General features: G+C 53.2%; 18 protein-coding genes. 7 read left to right on the forward strand and 11 right to left on the reverse strand.

Features of this window, described 5'->3' with window-relative positions; all coding sequences use genetic code 11:
• Nucleotides 1-47: 47 nt before the first annotated feature.
• Nucleotides 48-968, reverse strand: coding sequence for a M14 family metallopeptidase (locus VFA_RS14875; protein ID WP_004727675.1), 921 nt, complete (start codon nt 966-968; stop codon nt 48-50).
• 177 nt (nt 969-1,145) lie between these two features.
• Here VFA_RS14875 and VFA_RS14880 point away from each other — a divergent pair, with 177 nt between their 5' ends.
• The gene (locus tag VFA_RS14880; RefSeq protein ID WP_004727676.1) at nt 1,146-2,054 is read left to right on the forward strand and encodes a DUF808 domain-containing protein; all 909 of its coding nucleotides are present in this window, start codon (nt 1,146-1,148) and stop codon (nt 2,052-2,054) included.
• A gap of 92 nt (nt 2,055-2,146) precedes the next feature.
• The gene (gene rlmC, locus VFA_RS14885; RefSeq protein WP_004727677.1) at nt 2,147-3,280 is read left to right on the forward strand and encodes a 23S rRNA (uracil(747)-C(5))-methyltransferase RlmC; all 1,134 of its coding nucleotides are present in this window, start codon (nt 2,147-2,149) and stop codon (nt 3,278-3,280) included.
• Nucleotides 3,281-3,357: 77 nt separating this feature from the next.
• On the opposite strand, the gene pyrC is transcribed toward rlmC, so the two are convergent.
• Complete coding sequence (pyrC, locus tag VFA_RS14890; RefSeq protein WP_004727678.1) at nt 3,358-4,386, reverse strand: dihydroorotase; 1,029 nt, start codon at nt 4,384-4,386, stop codon at nt 3,358-3,360.
• Nucleotides 4,387-4,642: 256 nt separating this feature from the next.
• Between pyrC and VFA_RS14895 the strand changes: the two genes are divergently transcribed.
• On the forward strand, nt 4,643-6,463 hold the full coding sequence (locus VFA_RS14895; protein ID WP_004727679.1) for an MOSC N-terminal beta barrel domain-containing protein: 1,821 nt from the start codon (nt 4,643-4,645) through the stop codon (nt 6,461-6,463).
• A 49-nt stretch (nt 6,464-6,512) separates the two neighbouring features.
• Here the strand turns inward: VFA_RS14895 and VFA_RS14900 are convergent, their stop codons facing one another.
• Nucleotides 6,513-7,121, reverse strand: coding sequence for a hypothetical protein (locus VFA_RS14900; RefSeq protein ID WP_038151874.1), 609 nt, complete (start codon nt 7,119-7,121; stop codon nt 6,513-6,515).
• Between the two features lie 251 nt (nt 7,122-7,372).
• Here VFA_RS14900 and VFA_RS14905 point away from each other — a divergent pair, with 251 nt between their 5' ends.
• Nucleotides 7,373-8,479, forward strand: a complete 1,107-nt coding sequence (locus tag VFA_RS14905; protein WP_004727681.1) for a 1-acyl-sn-glycerol-3-phosphate acyltransferase — start codon at nt 7,373-7,375, stop codon at nt 8,477-8,479.
• A gap of 65 nt (nt 8,480-8,544) precedes the next feature.
• Here the strand turns inward: VFA_RS14905 and VFA_RS14910 are convergent, their stop codons facing one another.
• Complete coding sequence (locus VFA_RS14910; RefSeq protein ID WP_038151876.1) at nt 8,545-9,144, reverse strand: hypothetical protein; 600 nt, start codon at nt 9,142-9,144, stop codon at nt 8,545-8,547.
• 159 nt (nt 9,145-9,303) lie between these two features.
• Nucleotides 9,304-9,606: a YfcZ/YiiS family protein gene (locus VFA_RS14915; RefSeq protein WP_004727683.1), complete on the reverse strand. Its 303-nt coding sequence runs from the start codon at nt 9,604-9,606 to the stop codon at nt 9,304-9,306.
• Between the two features lie 595 nt (nt 9,607-10,201).
• Between VFA_RS14915 and VFA_RS14920 the strand changes: the two genes are divergently transcribed.
• On the forward strand, nt 10,202-10,663 hold the full coding sequence (locus VFA_RS14920) for a TetR family transcriptional regulator (protein WP_004727684.1): 462 nt from the start codon (nt 10,202-10,204) through the stop codon (nt 10,661-10,663).
• Nucleotides 10,664-10,743: 80 nt separating this feature from the next.
• Here VFA_RS14920 and VFA_RS14925 read toward each other — a convergent pair whose 3' ends face one another.
• Genes VFA_RS14925 through VFA_RS14950 form a run of 6 tightly spaced genes read right to left on the reverse strand, consistent with a single transcriptional unit; the run spans nt 10,744 to nt 15,314 of the window.
• Nucleotides 10,744-11,526, reverse strand: a complete 783-nt coding sequence (locus VFA_RS14925; RefSeq protein WP_004727685.1) for a heme ABC transporter ATP-binding protein — start codon at nt 11,524-11,526, stop codon at nt 10,744-10,746.
• A complete protein-coding gene (locus VFA_RS14930) occupies nt 11,526-12,521 on the reverse strand; it encodes a FecCD family ABC transporter permease (RefSeq protein ID WP_004727686.1) in 996 nt (331 codons plus the stop codon). Before VFA_RS14930 ends, VFA_RS14925 begins: the two co-directional genes overlap by 1 nt.
• A 42-nt stretch (nt 12,522-12,563) precedes the next feature.
• Complete coding sequence (locus VFA_RS14935; RefSeq protein WP_004727687.1) at nt 12,564-13,418, reverse strand: heme/hemin ABC transporter substrate-binding protein; 855 nt, start codon at nt 13,416-13,418, stop codon at nt 12,564-12,566.
• 8 nt (nt 13,419-13,426) lie between these two features.
• Nucleotides 13,427-13,846: an ExbD/TolR family protein gene (locus VFA_RS14940; RefSeq protein WP_004727688.1), complete on the reverse strand. Its 420-nt coding sequence runs from the start codon at nt 13,844-13,846 to the stop codon at nt 13,427-13,429.
• Nucleotides 13,843-14,535: a MotA/TolQ/ExbB proton channel family protein gene (locus tag VFA_RS14945; RefSeq protein ID WP_004727689.1), complete on the reverse strand. Its 693-nt coding sequence runs from the start codon at nt 14,533-14,535 to the stop codon at nt 13,843-13,845. The genes VFA_RS14940 and VFA_RS14945 overlap by 4 nt, the downstream gene beginning before the upstream one ends.
• Entirely contained in the window at nt 14,535-15,314 is a 780-nt protein-coding gene (locus VFA_RS14950; protein ID WP_038151882.1) for an energy transducer TonB, read from the reverse strand. Before VFA_RS14950 ends, VFA_RS14945 begins: the two co-directional genes overlap by 1 nt.
• 166 nt (nt 15,315-15,480) lie before the next feature.
• On the opposite strand from VFA_RS14950, the gene hutW reads away from it, so the two are divergent.
• On the forward strand, nt 15,481-16,836 hold the full coding sequence (gene hutW, locus VFA_RS14955) for a heme anaerobic degradation radical SAM methyltransferase ChuW/HutW (protein ID WP_004727691.1): 1,356 nt from the start codon (nt 15,481-15,483) through the stop codon (nt 16,834-16,836).
• A gap of 14 nt (nt 16,837-16,850) precedes the next feature.
• Nucleotides 16,851-17,354, forward strand: coding sequence for a heme utilization cystosolic carrier protein HutX (gene hutX, locus VFA_RS14960; protein WP_004727692.1), 504 nt, complete (start codon nt 16,851-16,853; stop codon nt 17,352-17,354).
• Nucleotides 17,355-17,358: the final 4 nt, after the last annotated feature.

Below are 17,358 nucleotides of genomic sequence, written 5' to 3' on the forward strand. Positions count from 1 at the left end.
GCGATACACGGCGGTGTTGGCGTTAAACCTCAGCCAGCACATTCAACTCACTTAATCTGAGTCAACACATAGTCCAGCGCGCCAACAATCGCAGCCACTTGCGCATCGTTACACTCTTCATCGGTAACGCTCGGGCTGTCTGGGTACACTTCGGTGGTGGAGCCATACACACAATTGGTCACGCCGCCGCACAGGCCGAGTGCCTTCATCGGATAAAGAATCACGCCGTCTTGCACCACTGCCGAGCCAATAATTTCGCCGTTGTCATCGGCTGGCGCGATATGGGTCACTTGGCGCACCGATTGAATGATTGCCGCCTGAAATTCAGGTTGTGGGTTGTCGCTGTCGCCAACGGTGTAAAAGCCATCCGGAATGATGCCGGCGTCATAGGCGATACCATCGCGTGCCGCCAATGCCGGGCGAAACTCACTTTCGTCAGTATCGGTGGTTTCGTGCAAATCAATGTGCATCAAGATGTTTGGCAGCGTTGCCACGAGGGCCATCAGATTCGCGGATTCTTCAGCCGGGGTTTCGGCATAAAACGACCGGTTGGGATCAATCGCATTTGGGTTCCAGCGGTTGATCGTCTCGTAACCCCATGGGCTGATACAAGGCGCGGCCACAATGTTGACATGAGATTCGTAGCGTTTGGCTTGGGTCGCGAGAAATTTCAGCGCGCCGTGAACGCCACTGGTTTCGTACCCGTGCACGCCACCGGTGATCAACATGGTCGGCTTATCGGCTTGCCAATCGCGGGTTTTGATGCAAAACAGCGGAAAACGCGCCGGATCGTACGACAGTGCGCCATATTGTTCGACCTCAAAAGCTGAGCGCAACGCCTCAATTTTGGGCACCACTTCACGTTGGTATTCTCGTTTGACGGTGGTTTGTGCGCGCCAAGCTTGGCGTTCAGATTCACCCCAAGGTTGACCTGGCGTGCCAATGGGGTAGGTGTATGCAGAGTTCATGGACTTTCCCTGTAAGTGGAACAAGCTATGCAGAGTAATCCGCGAATGCCCGGTGTGCAACTGTGGCTCAGGGTGTCGGCGTGTTTTGCGACTTTTCTTGTGGTTATGACTAACCGATTCACCGGGTTAGTGTTACATTTCGTTTCATCGATTCCTGATAACAAAAAGAGACTGTTCATGGCTGGAGCGAGCTTACTGACTTTGTTGGACGATATTGCGACGGTGCTGGATGACGTTGCCGTGATGTCGAAAGTAGCGGCCAAAAAAACCGCAGCGGTACTGGGTGATGATTTGGCGTTGAATGCCCAGCAAGTGTCGGGCGTAACGGCAGAGCGAGAGATCCCGGTGGTGTGGTCGGTGGCCAAAGGATCGTTTCGCAACAAATTCATTTTGGTGCCGGCTGCGCTAATCATCAGTTCAATTGCGCCTTGGCTCATCATGCCGCTACTGCTGCTGGGTGGGTTGTTCCTCTGTTTTGAAGGCGCAGAGAAAGTGCTGGAAAAGCTGTTTCATACACAGCCGGAGACATCACCGGAAGAAGCCCTAGAAGCATTGGGGCAGCTCAGTTTGGAAGAGTACGAGCAGAAGAAAGTGAAAGGGGCAATCCGCACCGACTTTATTCTGTCGGCCGAAATCATTGTGATTGCGCTGAGCACCGTTCAAGGCAAAGAGATGATGACGCAAATTGTGGTGGTGAGCTTGATTGCCATGATCATGACCGCAGGGGTGTACGGGCTGGTGGCCGGGATCGTCAAGTTGGATGACTTGGGCTTTTATCTTGAACGCAAGTCCAAAGGCCAAGGGTGGCTAGCAAGCGTGGGCGGTGTGTTAGTCAGTTTTGCGCCGAAGTTGATGAAAGCGCTTACCGTGGTCGGCACGGCGGCGATGTTCTTGGTTGGCGGTGGCATTGTGGTGCACAACGTACCGATGATTCATCACTGGATTGAACCCGTGTTGATGGATTTGCCGAATCTGTCATTGGTGAATTCACTGGTTCCGGTGGTGCTCAATGGCTTGATTGGTCTGGTTGCAGGCTTAGTGATTGTGGCCGTGATGGAAGTTGTGCACAAAGTACGCGGCCAATAAATAAATCGTTGTCGTGAAGATAAAACATTTCAATGGTGATTTGTCAGTGAAGGAATAGACTAGCGCTTTTCTTTTTCCGGCAGTCACCCTATATGCATTGTGAATTCTTTGAACAGCAACGCTGCACGTCTTGCACGCATTGCGCCACGCCTTACGCTTCTCAGGTTGAGATCAAAGATAACCAACTCAAAGCACTGCTGACGAACTTGGCGCCACAGCAATGGCTGGCGCCCATGCGCAGTCAAGAAACCGCATTTCGCAATAAAGCCAAAATGGTGGTGCTCGGCGCCGCACATGCGCCGATTCTTGGCATTGAAAGTCAACTTGACGGCGCTGCGTTGTCACTCACGCAGTGCCCACTCTATCCGGCACCCACGCAAGCGTTGCTCGAATATCTGCAGCAATGGATTCGCATTGCGGGCATTCCGCCCTACAACAAAGCCAAGAAAAAGGGCGAACTCAAATTCATCCTGCTGACTCGCAGCGAACACAACGGCCAGTTCATGCTGCGCTTTGTCAGCCGCAGCACAGCGGTGCTGCCGCGAATTGAACGCAATTTGCCTGCATTGTTGGCGGCGTTCCCGGCGATTGAAGTCGTATCGGTCAATATTCAGCCCGTGCACATGGCAAGGCTTGAAGGTGAGGAAGAGATTTTTCTCACTGACACGCAAGTGTTGATGGAGCAGTTCAACGATGTGCCGATGGTGATTCGTCCGAAAAGCTTTTTCCAAACCAACCCGCAGGTCGCGTCATCGTTGTACGCCACCGCGCGTCAATGGGTGCGCGAGTTAGCGCCGGCGCACATGTGGGATCTGTTTTGTGGGGTGGGTGGCTTTGCACTGCATTGTGCATCACTCACCACGGCAGTCACCGGGATTGAGATTGAGCCGGAAGCGATCGCCAGTGCCAAGCGCTCGGCCAGCGCGATGGGGATTGATAATCTCAGCTTCGCGGCGCTCGATTCGGCGCAGTTTTCATTGGGGCAGGACGTGGCGCCGGATTTGGTGTTGGTGAATCCGCCTCGCCGTGGTTTAGGGGATGCGCTGACCCAGCAACTCGCGATGTTGGCCCCGAAACATATCATCTACTCCAGCTGCAATCCATTGACGATGAAAAACGATGTGGAACAACTGACGGACTATCGCGCGGTGAAGCTGCAATGGTTTGATATGTTCCCGCACACCGAGCATGCTGAAGTGTTGCTGTTGCTTGAACGCACTGCCTAAAACGGATTAAAAAAGGAGAGGTGAGCCTCTCCTTTTTTGTGTTTGCCATGCAGCCGTTAACGTCGTGGCTTAGCGGCTTATTTCACCGTCCACTGCACGGCTTCGCCAGCGCGGATTGGCACAACCGTTTCGCCGCCAAATGGCATGGATGCCGGGACGTCCCACGCTTGTTTGGTCAGCGTCACGGTGTCGCTGTTGCGCGGCAGGCAGTAGAAATCTGGGCCGTTGTGGCTCGCAAAAGCTTCCAGTTGATCCAGTTTACCTTCCAGTTCAAACACTTCTGCGTATAGTTCTAGCGCGGCGTGCGCTGTGTAAGAACCCGCGCAACCACATGCAGCTTCTTTCTTACCTTTGGCGTGTGGCGCCGAGTCGGTGCCGAGGAAGAATTTCTTGCTCCCTGACGTTGCAGCAGCAACCAGCGCATGCTGATGCGTGGCACGTTTTAAAATAGGTAAGCAGTAGAAGTGTGGGCGAATGCCGCCAACCAACATGTGGTTACGGTTAAACAATAAGTGGTGCGCCGTAATGGTCGCGGCCACGTTGTCGCTCGCGTTCTTCACAAATTCGACCGCTTCTGCGGTGGTGATGTGTTCCAATACGATTTTCAGATTGGGGAAATCGTTGACGATGGGCGCCAGCACGGTCTCTAGGAACGTCTTTTCACGGTCGAAAATGTCGATGTCGTGCGTGGTCACTTCGCCGTGAACCAGCAGCAACATGCCTTCTTCTTGCATGGCTTGCAGCACTGGGTAGATATTTTTTGCAGACGTCACACCTGAATCTGAGTTGGTTGTGGCACCCGCTGGGTACAATTTCGCAGCAACCACAGCGCCAGAGGCTTTGGCTTTGCGAATCTCTTCAGGGGAAGTGTTGTCGGTGAGGTACAGTGCCATCTGAGGTTGAAACTGGCTTTGTGGTTTGGCCGCCATGATGCGTTCGCGGTAGGCGAGGGCCATTTCCGTCGTGGTCACCGGTGGGACAGTATTGGGCATGATTAGCGCGCGTCCGTTGTAACGGCTGATATCGCGCACGGTGTCAGTCAGCACTTCGCCATCGCGAAGGTGAACGTGCCAGTCGTCAGGACGTGTGATCGTTAGAGTTGTCATGAATTGCTCCCACCATGGATTTGTTAAGTGATTGGAGCCAAAACGGCCAGCGATGTCTTCTGCGCAAACGCTTCCGTTTAGGCGACAGGATGATAGAGGAAAAGGGTCGTCATTTCACTCTTTTCTTTGAAAATCGCACCAAATCGCCATTTTCATTAGTTTTGTGTGAGGCGCAGGGGCGATCGGTATCGCGATTAGTCGCCTGACGATTTTTGTTTTATCATCGTCGAATCATCATCATGCGTAAGGAATTGCAATGTCGTCAGCTCATCTTTCTCAAATTAACGTTTATCCGGTCAAATCCGTCGGAGGCATTGCGCTTTCGAATGCTTGGGTTGAAAAACAGGGCCTGATGTTTGACCGACGCTTCATGGTGGCATTGGCCGACGGCAGCATGGTGACCGCGCGTAAATACCCGAGCATGGTCAAGGTGCGCTCCACCTTAACGCCGGATGGCTTGATTTTTTCTGCTCAGGGGCAGCCGCCTTTGAAACTGCGCTACCAAGATTTCAAAATGCAAGAAGCGCCTGCGCAAGTGTGGAAAGACAACTTCACCGCGTACACCACCACCGATGACGCCGATGATTGGTTTAGCGCTGTGTTGGGGCAGCGCGTTGAGTTGCTGTTCAGCGGCGAGCAATCCAACCGTGTGCGTGAGAAAGTGGGCGGCAATGTCAGCTTTGCCGATGGCTACCCTCTGCTGGTGATCAGTGAAGGCTCGTTGCAAGAACTCAATCGTCGCAGCCCAGAACAGCACAGCATGGATCAGTTTCGTACCAATTTGGTGGTGTCGGGCACTGAACCGTTTGGCGAAGATAGCTGGAAACGCATTCGCATTGGTGAGGTGGAGTTTGAAGCCGTAAAACCGTGCGAGCGTTGTATTTTGACCACCGTCGACGTACAGAAAGGTGAGTTTCGTCCAACCAAAGAGCCGCTGCGAACGCTGTCTCAGTTTCGTGCCAATGAACGCGGGGGCGTATTTTTCGGCCAGAACTTAGTGGCTAAAAATGAAGGCATGATCCGCACGGGTGATGTGGTGGAAGTGCTCGAATATAAAGAGAAAGAGTATTACCCCGACCATGGTCAAAGCCACTACCTGATGACGTGTGTCGAGCGTGAAGAGATTGCGCGAGACTTTGTGACCTTCTGGCTTGAACCGCAACACGGCCAAGCACCGAGTTACCAACCGGGTCAGCACCTGCCGATCGAAGTGGTGGTGGATGGCGAAAATGTCGCGCGCCGCTACACGCTCTCATCCAGCCCCTCACGCCCCGGACGCTTGGCGATTTCGGTGAAACGCATTGATGGTGGGCGAGTGTCCAATTGGTTGGCGGAAAACCTGCAAGTGGGCGATACGCTGGCCACCCAACTGCCGGATGGCAGTTTCCATCTTGAACAAGCGCTGCACCAGCAGCCCTTATTGCTCCTGTCTGCGGGCAGTGGCGTGACGCCGATGCTCTCGATGTTGCGTTATTTGGTCGATCACCAGCAAATTAACGATGTGGTGTTCTACCATCAATGCCGCGCGGAGGAAGACATTCCCGTTCGCGAAGAACTGGAACAGCTCAATCGCGAGTTTGACGGATTGAAAGTCTTTATCTCATTGACGCAGCCTCCGGTGGATTGGTTTGGTCTTAAAGGGCGCTTTTCACTGTCGCACCTGAAGCAAGTGCCCAATGTGGCCGCTCGCCAAGTGTTTGTCTGTGGCCCGGATGGGTTTATGCAAAAAGCTAAAAATCTGTTGTTAAAACAAGGATTGCCAGAAGCGGCCTATCATCAGGAAGCGTTCGGTGTGGCGCAGAGCGTGACCAAGGCATTTAAAACCCTGCAATTGAGCGTGAACGGCAACGTGTTTGAAGGCAACAACCAAGCGACTTTGCTCGATCAAGCGGAAGCGGCGGGGATTGCGATTGCCAGCAGTTGCCGTGCAGGCTTCTGTGGGTCATGTAAAGTGACCCTCGAATCTGGTCAAGTGCATCAACCGGATGTGCCTGCGCTCCAAGCGCATGAGCGCAACATGGGGGTTGTGCTGGCTTGCTGTTGTATTCCGGAAACGGATATCGAAGTGGTGGACTAATCGCAAAAAAAACACCTCCCATTGGGAGGTGTTTTTTTATCAAATCGTCTTATTGGGCGTCGCCTAACACCAGTTGGCACATTTGCTGATATTGCGCGTGATTGTCGGCAAACAGCTCCGCGACAATGGCCTCTTCTTTTCCGCCGGACAAACGGCGTTTCATCGCCTCGCGTACCAACAGCACCCAATGCTGCTCTTTGCTGATGCCGACGTGTTCGGTGACCGACCAATTTGCCAGCGCCTGCATAAACGGCGTGGTGCGCAGCGTCGGTTCAAAGTTTTGCACTTCGGCTTTTAAGACTTGCAGCAAATGCGGATACACTGCGTCTTCGCGTTGAGTGCGACGTAAACGTTCCAGCACTGCCAAACTCAGTGCACTATGGTGTACGAAGCCCGCTTGATGCGGAAAAACATCACGCACACGGACAGAGAAATCGACGCGGCTGATTTGGGTGTTCGGGAAGAAGGTCAACGCGCATAAACAATCGAGGGGAATCCACACCGCTTGATTCGGTTCCACGGCGTATTCCTGTTTCCCCAATTTGATCAGCACCAGTCCTTGCTCCACATGAATCAAGCTGTGCTTGGTGGCCCGTTTGCGAGACGTGGCTTCTAAATAGGGAAATAAGCACGTTTCTGACTGGATAGCGTAATTCATGGATGGCCTCGAGATAATTTGGGGCGCTAAGGGTACCGCTTTCACTCACAAAAGCCAATTCTCTCGCGCTGCAAACAGGCACGTTCAATGCATTACTCAATGGGTTGCATTGAAACACGCGTCGATGTGACGCGTATGGAAACCTTTTTCATTAAAGCTGGTCTGACCTTATGAATTATGTGGTAACGATAGCTGCGACGCTCGATGAGTATGCGTAGAATAGGCCAGCTTTTTATTTGACGTATAAGTATATGACTTCAACAACTGATCCTTTTGTAGATATTCGTCCATACAACGACGATGAGATTCCTGCGGCCCTTGATCGTTTGATCAATGACGAAGAGTTTATTGCTGCCATTTTGCAGCACCGGTTTGAGCGCCAGCCGTCTTGGCTAAAATCTCTGATGGGGCCGTTTGTTAAAGCCTACCTCAAATTTAAATGGGCCAAGCTGACTTCGGTGGAAGCGATTCAACTGGAAGTGAAAAAATACCTCGACCAGACGCTGGAACACACCACGCGTGGCGTGACTTACAGTGGTCTGAATCAGCTCGACAAAAACACCGCTTACCTGTTCGTATCGAACCACCGCGATATTGCGATGGATCCTGCGTTGGTGAATTACGGTCTGCACATCAGCGGTCACCGGACGGTGCGCATCGCCATCGGCGATAACTTACTGAAAAAACCATGTGCCACTGAGCTGATGAAGCTCAACAAAAGCTTTATCGTCAAACGTTCGGCCAAAGGCCCGCGTGAAATGATGAAAGCACTAGGCACGCTGTCGGGTTACATCAAACACTCGCTCGAAACGGGTAACTCCATCTGGATTGCACAGAAGGAAGGCCGCGCGAAAGATGGCAACGATTTTACTGATCCGGCTATTTTGAAGATGTTCCATGTGGAAGGTCGTAAACAGAAGATTGAGTTTGCGGACTACATTAAGTCGCTGAAAATTGTGCCAGTGTCGATTGCCTACGAAAATGACCCGTGTGACATCGCCAAAGCGCGCGAACTGTATGAGAAAGCCACGCACGGCAAATACGAAAAAGGTGAATTTGAAGATATCGAAAGTATCATTCAAGGCATTGTCGGTGACAAAGGCCGCGTGCATGTTGCGTTTGGTCATGTGATTGATCAAACCTTTGACACGCCGGAAGCGTTGGCTGAGGAGATTGATCGTCAGATCCATGAAAACTATCTGCTGTACCCCATCAACCTGTTGGCGGCCGGTGAAGAGAGTGATGAGATCACGCCTGCTGTGCGCGCGAAACTGAATGAAAAATTGGCGCAATTGCCTGAAGGGGCGCACGCGTACTTGCTTGATAGTTACGCCAACCCGGTGCGTAATCGCAAATAACGCGCAGCGTCAGCCTAAAAAAGAGAAGCCTTGGCTTCTCTTTTTTGTCTTTGGGAACTGGGATGTTAACGGGCGACAGCGCCGCCAAGGGTTAACTTTGTTGGCCATTGGGTGATCTGATTGCCGCCCAGATAGATATTGCCATGGACCGTCATGGTTTCGGGGAAGGTGGTGATTTGCGAGCCGCCGATAAACAAACTGCCTTGTACAACCAAGCCTTCGGGCAACTTGCTTAACGGCGTGCGGATCACGCTCAGATCGCCTTTCACAGTCAAACGCGGTGGCAGCGTCGCAAGGGGCGTGTCAGTAAAGTTGAGATAGCCGCCGACGTTAACGCCCGCTGGCCAGTTGGTGATCTTCGACCCAAGCAAATTGGCGTAACCACGAATAAATGTGCCCCGTTGGACGCGCGCCAACTGGCTGTTTGATGCATCGAGGCTGCCATTGACTTTGAGCCCGTTGGGCAGGCGGCTAATGCCGGTTTTGGCGATGTTAAGGTTGCCTTTTACCTCCAGACCATCGGGCAGGCTGGTAAATGGCTTATTGCGCAGATCCAAGTTCCCGTAGTTATCGAGATAATTGAGGATATGGTATTGATCCAGCGGGGATGCCATCAGCGGTATGCTGGGCAAGCACAACATTAAACAAAGCAGTAGTCGCGGCATAGCGGCTTCCGGTAGTCGTCACAATCACGTTGGTTAGTATCGCCAGCATTGCGCGCGGCTTCAATCCCTGTTGCGCGAAAAGGCGAGCAGCGTGGGAAAAGGTCACAAAAAACGGGCCAGGTCGGCCCGTTTCATAGCATCGGATGCTTGAACTTCGAATTAACGCGCCAGTGAGCGAGTTTTCAATTCGAAAATCAGTTTTTCAGCGCTCACTTCAAACTGAAAGCGGGCGTGCAATTCTTTTGCGTCATCGGCGAGGGGCAGAACTTCGTGTTGCACGTTCTCGTTCACCTGTTTGGCAACAGCGAGGTATTTTTCTAGCTCAGCATTCAGTTGTTCACGGCTGTCAGCGAAGATAGTCACTTCTGCCACATCATCGCCCTCACGGATGATATAACCCATTTCACCGGCCACACCACACGCTTCACACACTTCGGTTTCTACGTAGCTTTCGTTACTCATCTCATAATCCTCTTACAAAAGTTATGGTCATTCTAACCCTGTATGCAACCGTATTCCAGAGTCAGAGCTTGCTGTTTTTGCACTGTTTTACAGTGTGATATTTCGTATCGGGTCACATTTCAATTCTTGCATCATGGCGAATCTCTGGCGGGGAGATGTGATGTGAGTCAATTTTTTGTGAGTTTTAGTGCCATTATTTTGTCATACTGCCACCAATTTCATTGCTATAGCTTATGGATTGTAAGATTATCCTCAATCCAGTTAGCAATATTTTGTCGTCGTTTGATGACGTTTGTTCGGGTGTTTTCATCCATTCAATGAACCCATTCGTGTCGGTCATGGTTCGCATGCGGTCTGTCACGCGGGTGGTCTTAGGGCGCTTGTGTGTTGTCTTGGCAGCAAGGTATAGGGCATTGATAAATAATAAATGATGAATCGACCTCGCGATGCAGCCTGCCACTGTACAGTCATGTTCGTGCAACCATGTTTGTACAGTTATGTTCGTACAGTGATGTAGTCGAGTGCTGGTAGGCTTGTTGCGTGATTTGTCAGCGAATAAAAAACAATATGGGATTACATAAGAAGAGCTTTAACCATGCCAAAGCGTAGTAAAGAAGATACAGAAATCACAATTCAAAAGATCATGGATGCCGTTGTTGATCAACTGTTGCGACTTGGATACGACAAAATGTCATATACCACGCTAAGCCAGCAGACGGGTGTGTCACGCACTGGGATCAGTCACCATTTTCCGAAGAAAACAGATTTCGCCTCCGCGCTCGATGGACGTATTTTTAAAATGTTTATCGATCATCTGGATTTTGACAATGGCACAGACTCGTTCTCATCCAGTTGGGTGAAAGCGTTAGATAACTCGGAATTTATCGCCATCCTTCGTCTGCTGTTCCATCACATTGTGACCACGGAACGTGCAGAGAGCTTTGCATCAAACGGCATTGAACGTTTGTACCGCCTTGCGGATGAAAAGCTGGGTGATGGCAGTGATAAACAGGTTGAGTGGTTGATCGGCAAATCGCTGGTCACCATGAGCCAGTAACCGACCCCATAACTCAAAAGGCCAACTCATGTTGGCCTTTTTCATTTCTGAAAGGTGTCGCGATGAAGAAGGTGTCGCGATTAAGCCGCTGGATAAACCATCGGAAAATCCAATTGCGGATGCGGTGCCACCATTGCGTGATAGCCGTACACCCGTTCGATGAGGTCGCTGCTGAGCGCTTGCCAGGGCGGTGCATCGCACACCAGTTTTCCCTCGTGTAACAGCACCAGACGGTCTGCGTATTGCGACGCGAGGTTGAGGTCGTGCAGCACCACAATCACTGCGCAGGCTTGGGTGCGTGCTAAATCACGCGCAATGCGCAGCGTGTTGTGCTGGTGGGCCAGATCAAGCGCCGAGGTTGGTTCGTCCAACATCAGCACTTTCTGTTCGCCGCTTTGATGCAATTGTGTCAGCACGCGCGCCAAATGCAGCCGCTGCTTTTCACCGCCGGAAAGCGCCGGATAGACGCGCTCGGCAAGATGCACCACATCGGTTTGCGTCATGTAATGACGGGCGAGCTGACGTGTCTCTTGCTTGCTGGCATGGAGAGGAATGGCGCCCAGCTCTACTACTTCTTGCGCGGTAAATGGAAAACTCAGGCTGCTGCTTTGTGGCAGTAGCCCCACATGACGGGCAAGTTCTGCGGGCGGCCATTCATGGCGCGCGCGGCCAAAGAAGTGGATCGGTGCGGCGCTGTCGAGTTCGCCGCTGAGCAGTTTCAATAAGGTACTTTTCCCGGCGCCATTAGGGCCGAGCAGCGCGGTGACTTCACCTGCTCGAATCTCAAGATCAATCTCATCAAGCACGGTGCGAGCACCAAACCGAGCGGACAGGCCATGCGCCTGAATGGCAATCGACGACATCAGAAAATCTTCCCTTTTTGCTGAAATAGAAGGTAGAGGAAAAAAGGCGCGCCGACCAGAGCGGTGACAATGCCAATCGGCAGTTCGGCTGGTGTCGCGGCAACCCGTGCGACCATGTCGGCGATGGTCAATAGCAGCGCGCCAAGCAATGCCGAAACGGGCAGCAGATAACGATGATCCGGCCCCACCAACATGCGCCCCAGGTGTGGGACAACCAAGCCAACAAAGCCAATCATTCCGGCGGCACTGACCGTGACGCCCACACCAACGGCACTGAGGACGATCAGCGCGCGTTTGAGGCGCTGAATTGGAATGCCGAGGTGACGCGCTTCGGATTCGCCAAGCAGGAGCGCGTTCAGCGCCATCGCTCGGCGTGCAAAGTAGAGGTATAGCCCTAGTAACGTCAGCGCGCACAAGGTGATGCTTTGCCAGTTCGCTCCGGCAAAGGAGCCCATGGACCACAAGGTCAAATCGCGCAGCATTTGATCGTCGGCGACATAATTGAGGTAACCAATGCCCGCTCCGGACACGGCGCTGATCGCGACGCCAGCCAACAGCATGATGGTGACGGAAGTGCCGAATTTATTGGTGCCCAAGCGATAGACGATGATGGTTGTCAACGCGCCGCCGAGAAATGCGCACAAGGGCAACGTGATTGCGTTCATCCAACGTGCGTCAAAATTCAAACTGCCGAGGAAGACGATCGCCAGTGCCGCGCCCAGTGACGCGCCCGCCGAGACGCCGATGATCCCCGGCTCTGCCAATGGGTTGCGAAACAGCCCCTGCATCACGGTGCCGCACAGCGCGAGGATCGCGCCAACCAATAAGCACAGCAAGGTGCGCGGGAAACGGATCTCGTGGATCACCAAATTGATATGATTGGCGATGGTGTCACTGCGCAGCAGCAAGCTGTGCAGACTGTCGCTGAAACTGATGTCCATTGGACCGACGGTGATCGAATAAAGGGTGGCGATCGCGACGATCAGCCCCAACATCGATGTGGTCACATAAAGCGGAACCTGTCTTAACACGATTGATTAACCTTGTGGGTAGAGCAACGCTTGCAGGCGCTGTGCTTCTTCCAAGCTTTTCAGCCCCAAACCGCCCACGAGGGCATGACCATCGACGGTGACGATGCGTTTGCTTTGGCCCGCGGGTGTGGCGGCCAGCATGGGCATCGCTTTGAGAATGGCGTCCGCGCCGCCCATCTTATCGTAGCTGCGACCGCTCACCAGAATCACATCCGGTTGCATTTGAACCATGGCTTCCATGGACAGCGGTTTGTAAGCGTTCAAAGTACGAGCCGCCGGATTCACGCCGCCAGCGAGGGTGATCATCGCATCCGGCACGGTGTCACGCCCGGCCACATTGGCTGCACGTCCTTCGTGGATCAGCAAAAACAGCACCTTTTTGCGCGCAGCTATCTCCGGTTGGTGTGCTTGCAGCGTTTGCAGGGCATCGTCGACTTGTTGTTTCAGCGGTACGGCTGCGTCTTCGGTGTGCGTCAGGCGGGCAATCTGGTCGATACGTTGCAATAATCCCTGCGGCGTTGAATCACTGTTGATGACTTTCACCGCAACGCCAGCCGATTTCAGTTGGTTCAATGTGGTGTCTGGGCCCATTTCGTTGGAACCTAACACTTGCGTCGGCTCAAGCGCCAGCAGCCCTTCGGCGGACAACTGACGATGATAGCCGACTTTAGGCAGCGCCAAGGCGGGCGGTGCAACGCTGGTAACATCAATGCCGACCAATTGCTGCTGTGCGCCGAGGGCTAAAATTAGCTCGGTCACGCTGCTGCCAGCGCTGATGATGCGCTCTGCGGCTAAAGTGGGAGTAGAAAAGACGGTGAGTGCCGTGGCTGCCAGCCACACGGCGCGAACAGAGGTTTTCATAACAAATCTCATTCTGTTGAAGGTTTTTCGGTTAAGAGTTGTGTGGCTGGAATGCCGTTGTCTTGTAAGAAGGCCAGCAGCTTGACCAGATGCTGGACTTGCGCATGTTTATCGGCACCAATCACGATCGGGCGCTGATGGTGTTGATGGGCTTCCAGCAAAGCGAGCGTGAAGTTGTGCCAGTCCAGATATGCCTGACCGTCGATGGCCCAATACGGCGCTTCGGCGGTGATGTTGATGGTGAGAGATTGCGACGCCACCGTGGTCACTGCCGCCGAATCGCTGGTGGGTAAACTCACGTCCAGCGAGTCGAGCTTCACCGCTGCGGTGAGCATCAAAAACACCATCACGATGAAAATGATGTCGAGCAGCGGCGTGAGATCCGGCGTTAATCCAAAATCACGTTTGTAGGGCGCGCTTTTGATCATGGTGTACTCACTTCAGGTGAAGTGGCGGTGCTGTCTTGCGTGCGGCGCGCATCATGGGTATTGAGGCTGATGCCTTCCAGCCACAGATTGACGTAGTTGAGCGTGTGTTCAAGCTTGGCCATCACTTTGTCGGCCCATAAGCTCAGTAACTGCGCGCCAGCGATGGCGGGCAGCGCAATCATCAACCCCGCCGCGGTGGTGCGCATCGCAATGCCAAGGCCATCGGCCAGATCATTTGGGGTAATGTTGCCACTTGAAGCGGCGACGCCTTTGAACATTTCAATCAGGCCCAGCACAGTGCCGAGCAGACCAATCAACGGGCTGATGACGCCAATGAGCGTCAGCAGACGCAATCCGGCGTTGAGTTGATGACGCTTTTCTTGCAACCAAATGCCCGCCGCATCTTCGCGTAATGCTTTGGGAAACGCATGGTGCGCCAATAGCATCGCGACGGAGCGATATAACAATGGACGCTTGCCTGCCAACGCCTCGGCCAGCGCTTCAAGTTGCGTGGCGTTGGTGGGGGAAATGCCATTCAAGTGACGACGAATCGCCCCTTTTCCGACGCCCAAGCTCAAGATCACCTGAAATGCGCGCTCAGCCAGAATCATGACCGTCAGCGCGGAGCAGATCAGCAGCGGCCAAGTCATCAGGCCGAGTTGTTGTTGTAATTGATGTAGCGGTTCCATTATCCATCCAACCTAAAACGAACGGGGATTTGCACTCGGTGAGCAAGCGCTTCACCGTTGATGATGTGCGGAGAAAACTTCCACTGTTTGATGGCATCCAGAGCGGATTGGTCCAACATCGCAGTACCGGAAGACGAAATTAAAATCTGTTTGATTTGGCGACCGTGTTCATCGAGCCATACTTCATACGTTGCCACGCCCTCAATGCCCCGTTTTTGCGCCAAGCGCGGATAGCTCGGACGCACCGGGCGAGAGACAAACGACGGGCGATCGACCATCATCGGTGTGGCATTGGCGCCTTGGCTGCTGACGATGGGGGCAGGCTTGCTCGCAGCTACCGGTTCGACGGGGTTTGCGGCGGGCTTGGGCTTCACCGGTTCAGGTTTGGGCGCTGGTGTGGCGATGGGGTCGGTCGATTTAGCCACGGTGTCGGCCGTTGGCTTCGACGGTGTGGGTTTAACGCGCTTTGGCGTGACTTTGGGTGTCGCTTTAGGTATCGCTTTGGGCACTGCGGTGTGTTTCACCACCTTGGCGGGGGATTGCGGCGCAGGTTCCGGTGCGGCTTGCGGCGTTGTTGTGTCTGGCACTGTTTTTTCGACAACACGTTCCTTCGCTTGCTGCGGTGCGGGCTGCGGGGCGGCGACGAAATTAATGGCGACGGATGTGGACTGATTGCCAGCGGGCATCGCCAGCGCAGTGGATTGGTTTGCCACCAACATGAATGCGGCATGCAGTGCAAGAGAAACGCCGCCTGCGACAACATATCTTGGAAAATTCACGTTCAGCTCCAAAGCCTGTGGGTTAGTAAGTTTCAGAATTATCACTCAACATGCAAATAAGATCAATTATCAATTGCATTCTCATTTATCTGTATCTATCATTTTGTCACTTTGTACAGAAGGATGCTCGAGACCAGTCGTATCAAGCATTTGCTAGAGATAATGTATGTTGGATTTAAATAATTTTGATGAATCAATTCTTGGGTTAGAGACCCCAGATCCGCTGCGTTTCGCATTCAAGGCCAAACACTCCGCACACGCGGGGGGCGGCGTGGTGCCTGTACCGCCGCCATTGGCCCAATCGACGTGGGATCGCATCGCGAATCAAACCACCCACGCCACTCAGCGTTGTTTGTACATTCACGTGCCGTTTTGTCGCGTGCGTTGCACCTTCTGTAACTTTTTTCAGAATGCAGCCAGTCGTGAACTGGTAGACGGCTATTTTGCCGCCTTGATGACCGAGCTACGCGCCAAAGCAGCGTTGCCGTGGACCCAATCGGGCGTGTTTCACGCCGTGTACGTTGGCGGCGGCACGCCGACGGATTTGTCCCCTGCGCAAATTCGTCAGCTCGGACAAGCCATTCGTCACTACTTTCCCCTCAGCAGCGATTGTGAAATCACCCTCGAAGGGCGCACCAACCGCTTTAGCGATGAAATGTTTGATCACGCTTTGGAAGGGGGCTTTAACCGCTTTTCGTTTGGCGTGCAGAGTTTCAATACCTTGGTACGCCGCAGTGCCAAACGCTTGGATGAGCGAGAAACGGTCTTGCAGCGTTTGAGCGACCTCAGTGCCACGCAACAGGCGCCCATCGTGATCGATTTGCTGTACGGCTTACCGCATCAAACACTGGACGTCTTCGAGCAAGATTTACGTGATTATTTGCAAACTGGCGCGCATGGTGTCGACTTGTACCAACTGGTTGTGGGCGGCTCCGCACCGATGCTGAACTTGGTGGAAAAAGGGCGTTTGCCACCGCCAGCGACCACGCCAGACAAAGCGGCGATGTATGAGCTGGGCGTGAACTTTTTCGCGCGTCATCACCTCAAACCATTAAGTGTGAACCATTGGGCGCGTGACAATCGTGAGCGCAGCCAATACAACTCGCTGGCCAAAACCTATGCGCAAGTGTTGCCGATTGGCTGCGGCGCGGGCGGGAATGTCGGTGGGTATTCACTGATGCAACATCGCCAACTGCCAGCGTATATGGACGCGGTGAAACGAGGCGAAACGCCCATCGCGATGATGTTCGCGCAGCATGCGTTGGAACCGGTATTTGCGACGTTGAAAGCCGGGTTTGATGCTGGCGTGGTCGCGCGTTCTGCGTTCCAACAGATTGATGGCGGCGACAGTTTTGACCGGCTCAAACCGCTGTTTGCGCATTGGGCGCAGCGCGGGCTTGTCACCAATGACGATGCGTATCTGGTTCTGACACTGGCGGGGCGCTTTTGGTCCGTCACTTTGGCGCAAGCCTGCATTCAGGTTTTACAAACCAACACGGCGCAACATCGTATTGTGCAATAACCTTGGATAGAACTATGGAATCTCTACAACAGCAAGTGGCGCAGCTACTTGAACAAGAACCTACATTGTTACCTGCGGCGATGGCTGAACGTCTCAATGTGTCTGAATTTGATGTGGTCAACGCGCTGCCAGCAGAGATGGTCGCCGTGTTGGCGGGCAGTGACGCTGAAACCCTGCTGAGCGACATTGCCGATTGGGGCACCGTGACCACCATCGTCCAGTCGTTTGGTTCGATTTTTGAGGTCAAAGCTCCGCTGCCAAAAGGGAAAATGGCGCGCGGCTACTACAATTTGATGGGGCGTGACGGTCAGCTGCACGGCCACTTGAAGCTCGATACCATTGCGCACATTGCGTTGGTCAGCAAGCCGTTTATGGGACGTGAAAGCCACTACTTTGGCTTTTTCAGCGCGCAGGGCGACAACATTTTTAAGGTGTATTTGGGACGTGACGAAAAGCGCGAGCTGTTATCCGACCAAGTCACTCGCTTTAAAGCATGGCAACAACAACTACAAAAATAATGAT

Origin of the sequence: Vibrio furnissii CIP 102972 (assembly GCF_000176175.1) — a bacterium.
GTDB classification, from domain to species: Bacteria; Pseudomonadota; Gammaproteobacteria; order Enterobacterales; family Vibrionaceae; genus Vibrio; species Vibrio furnissii.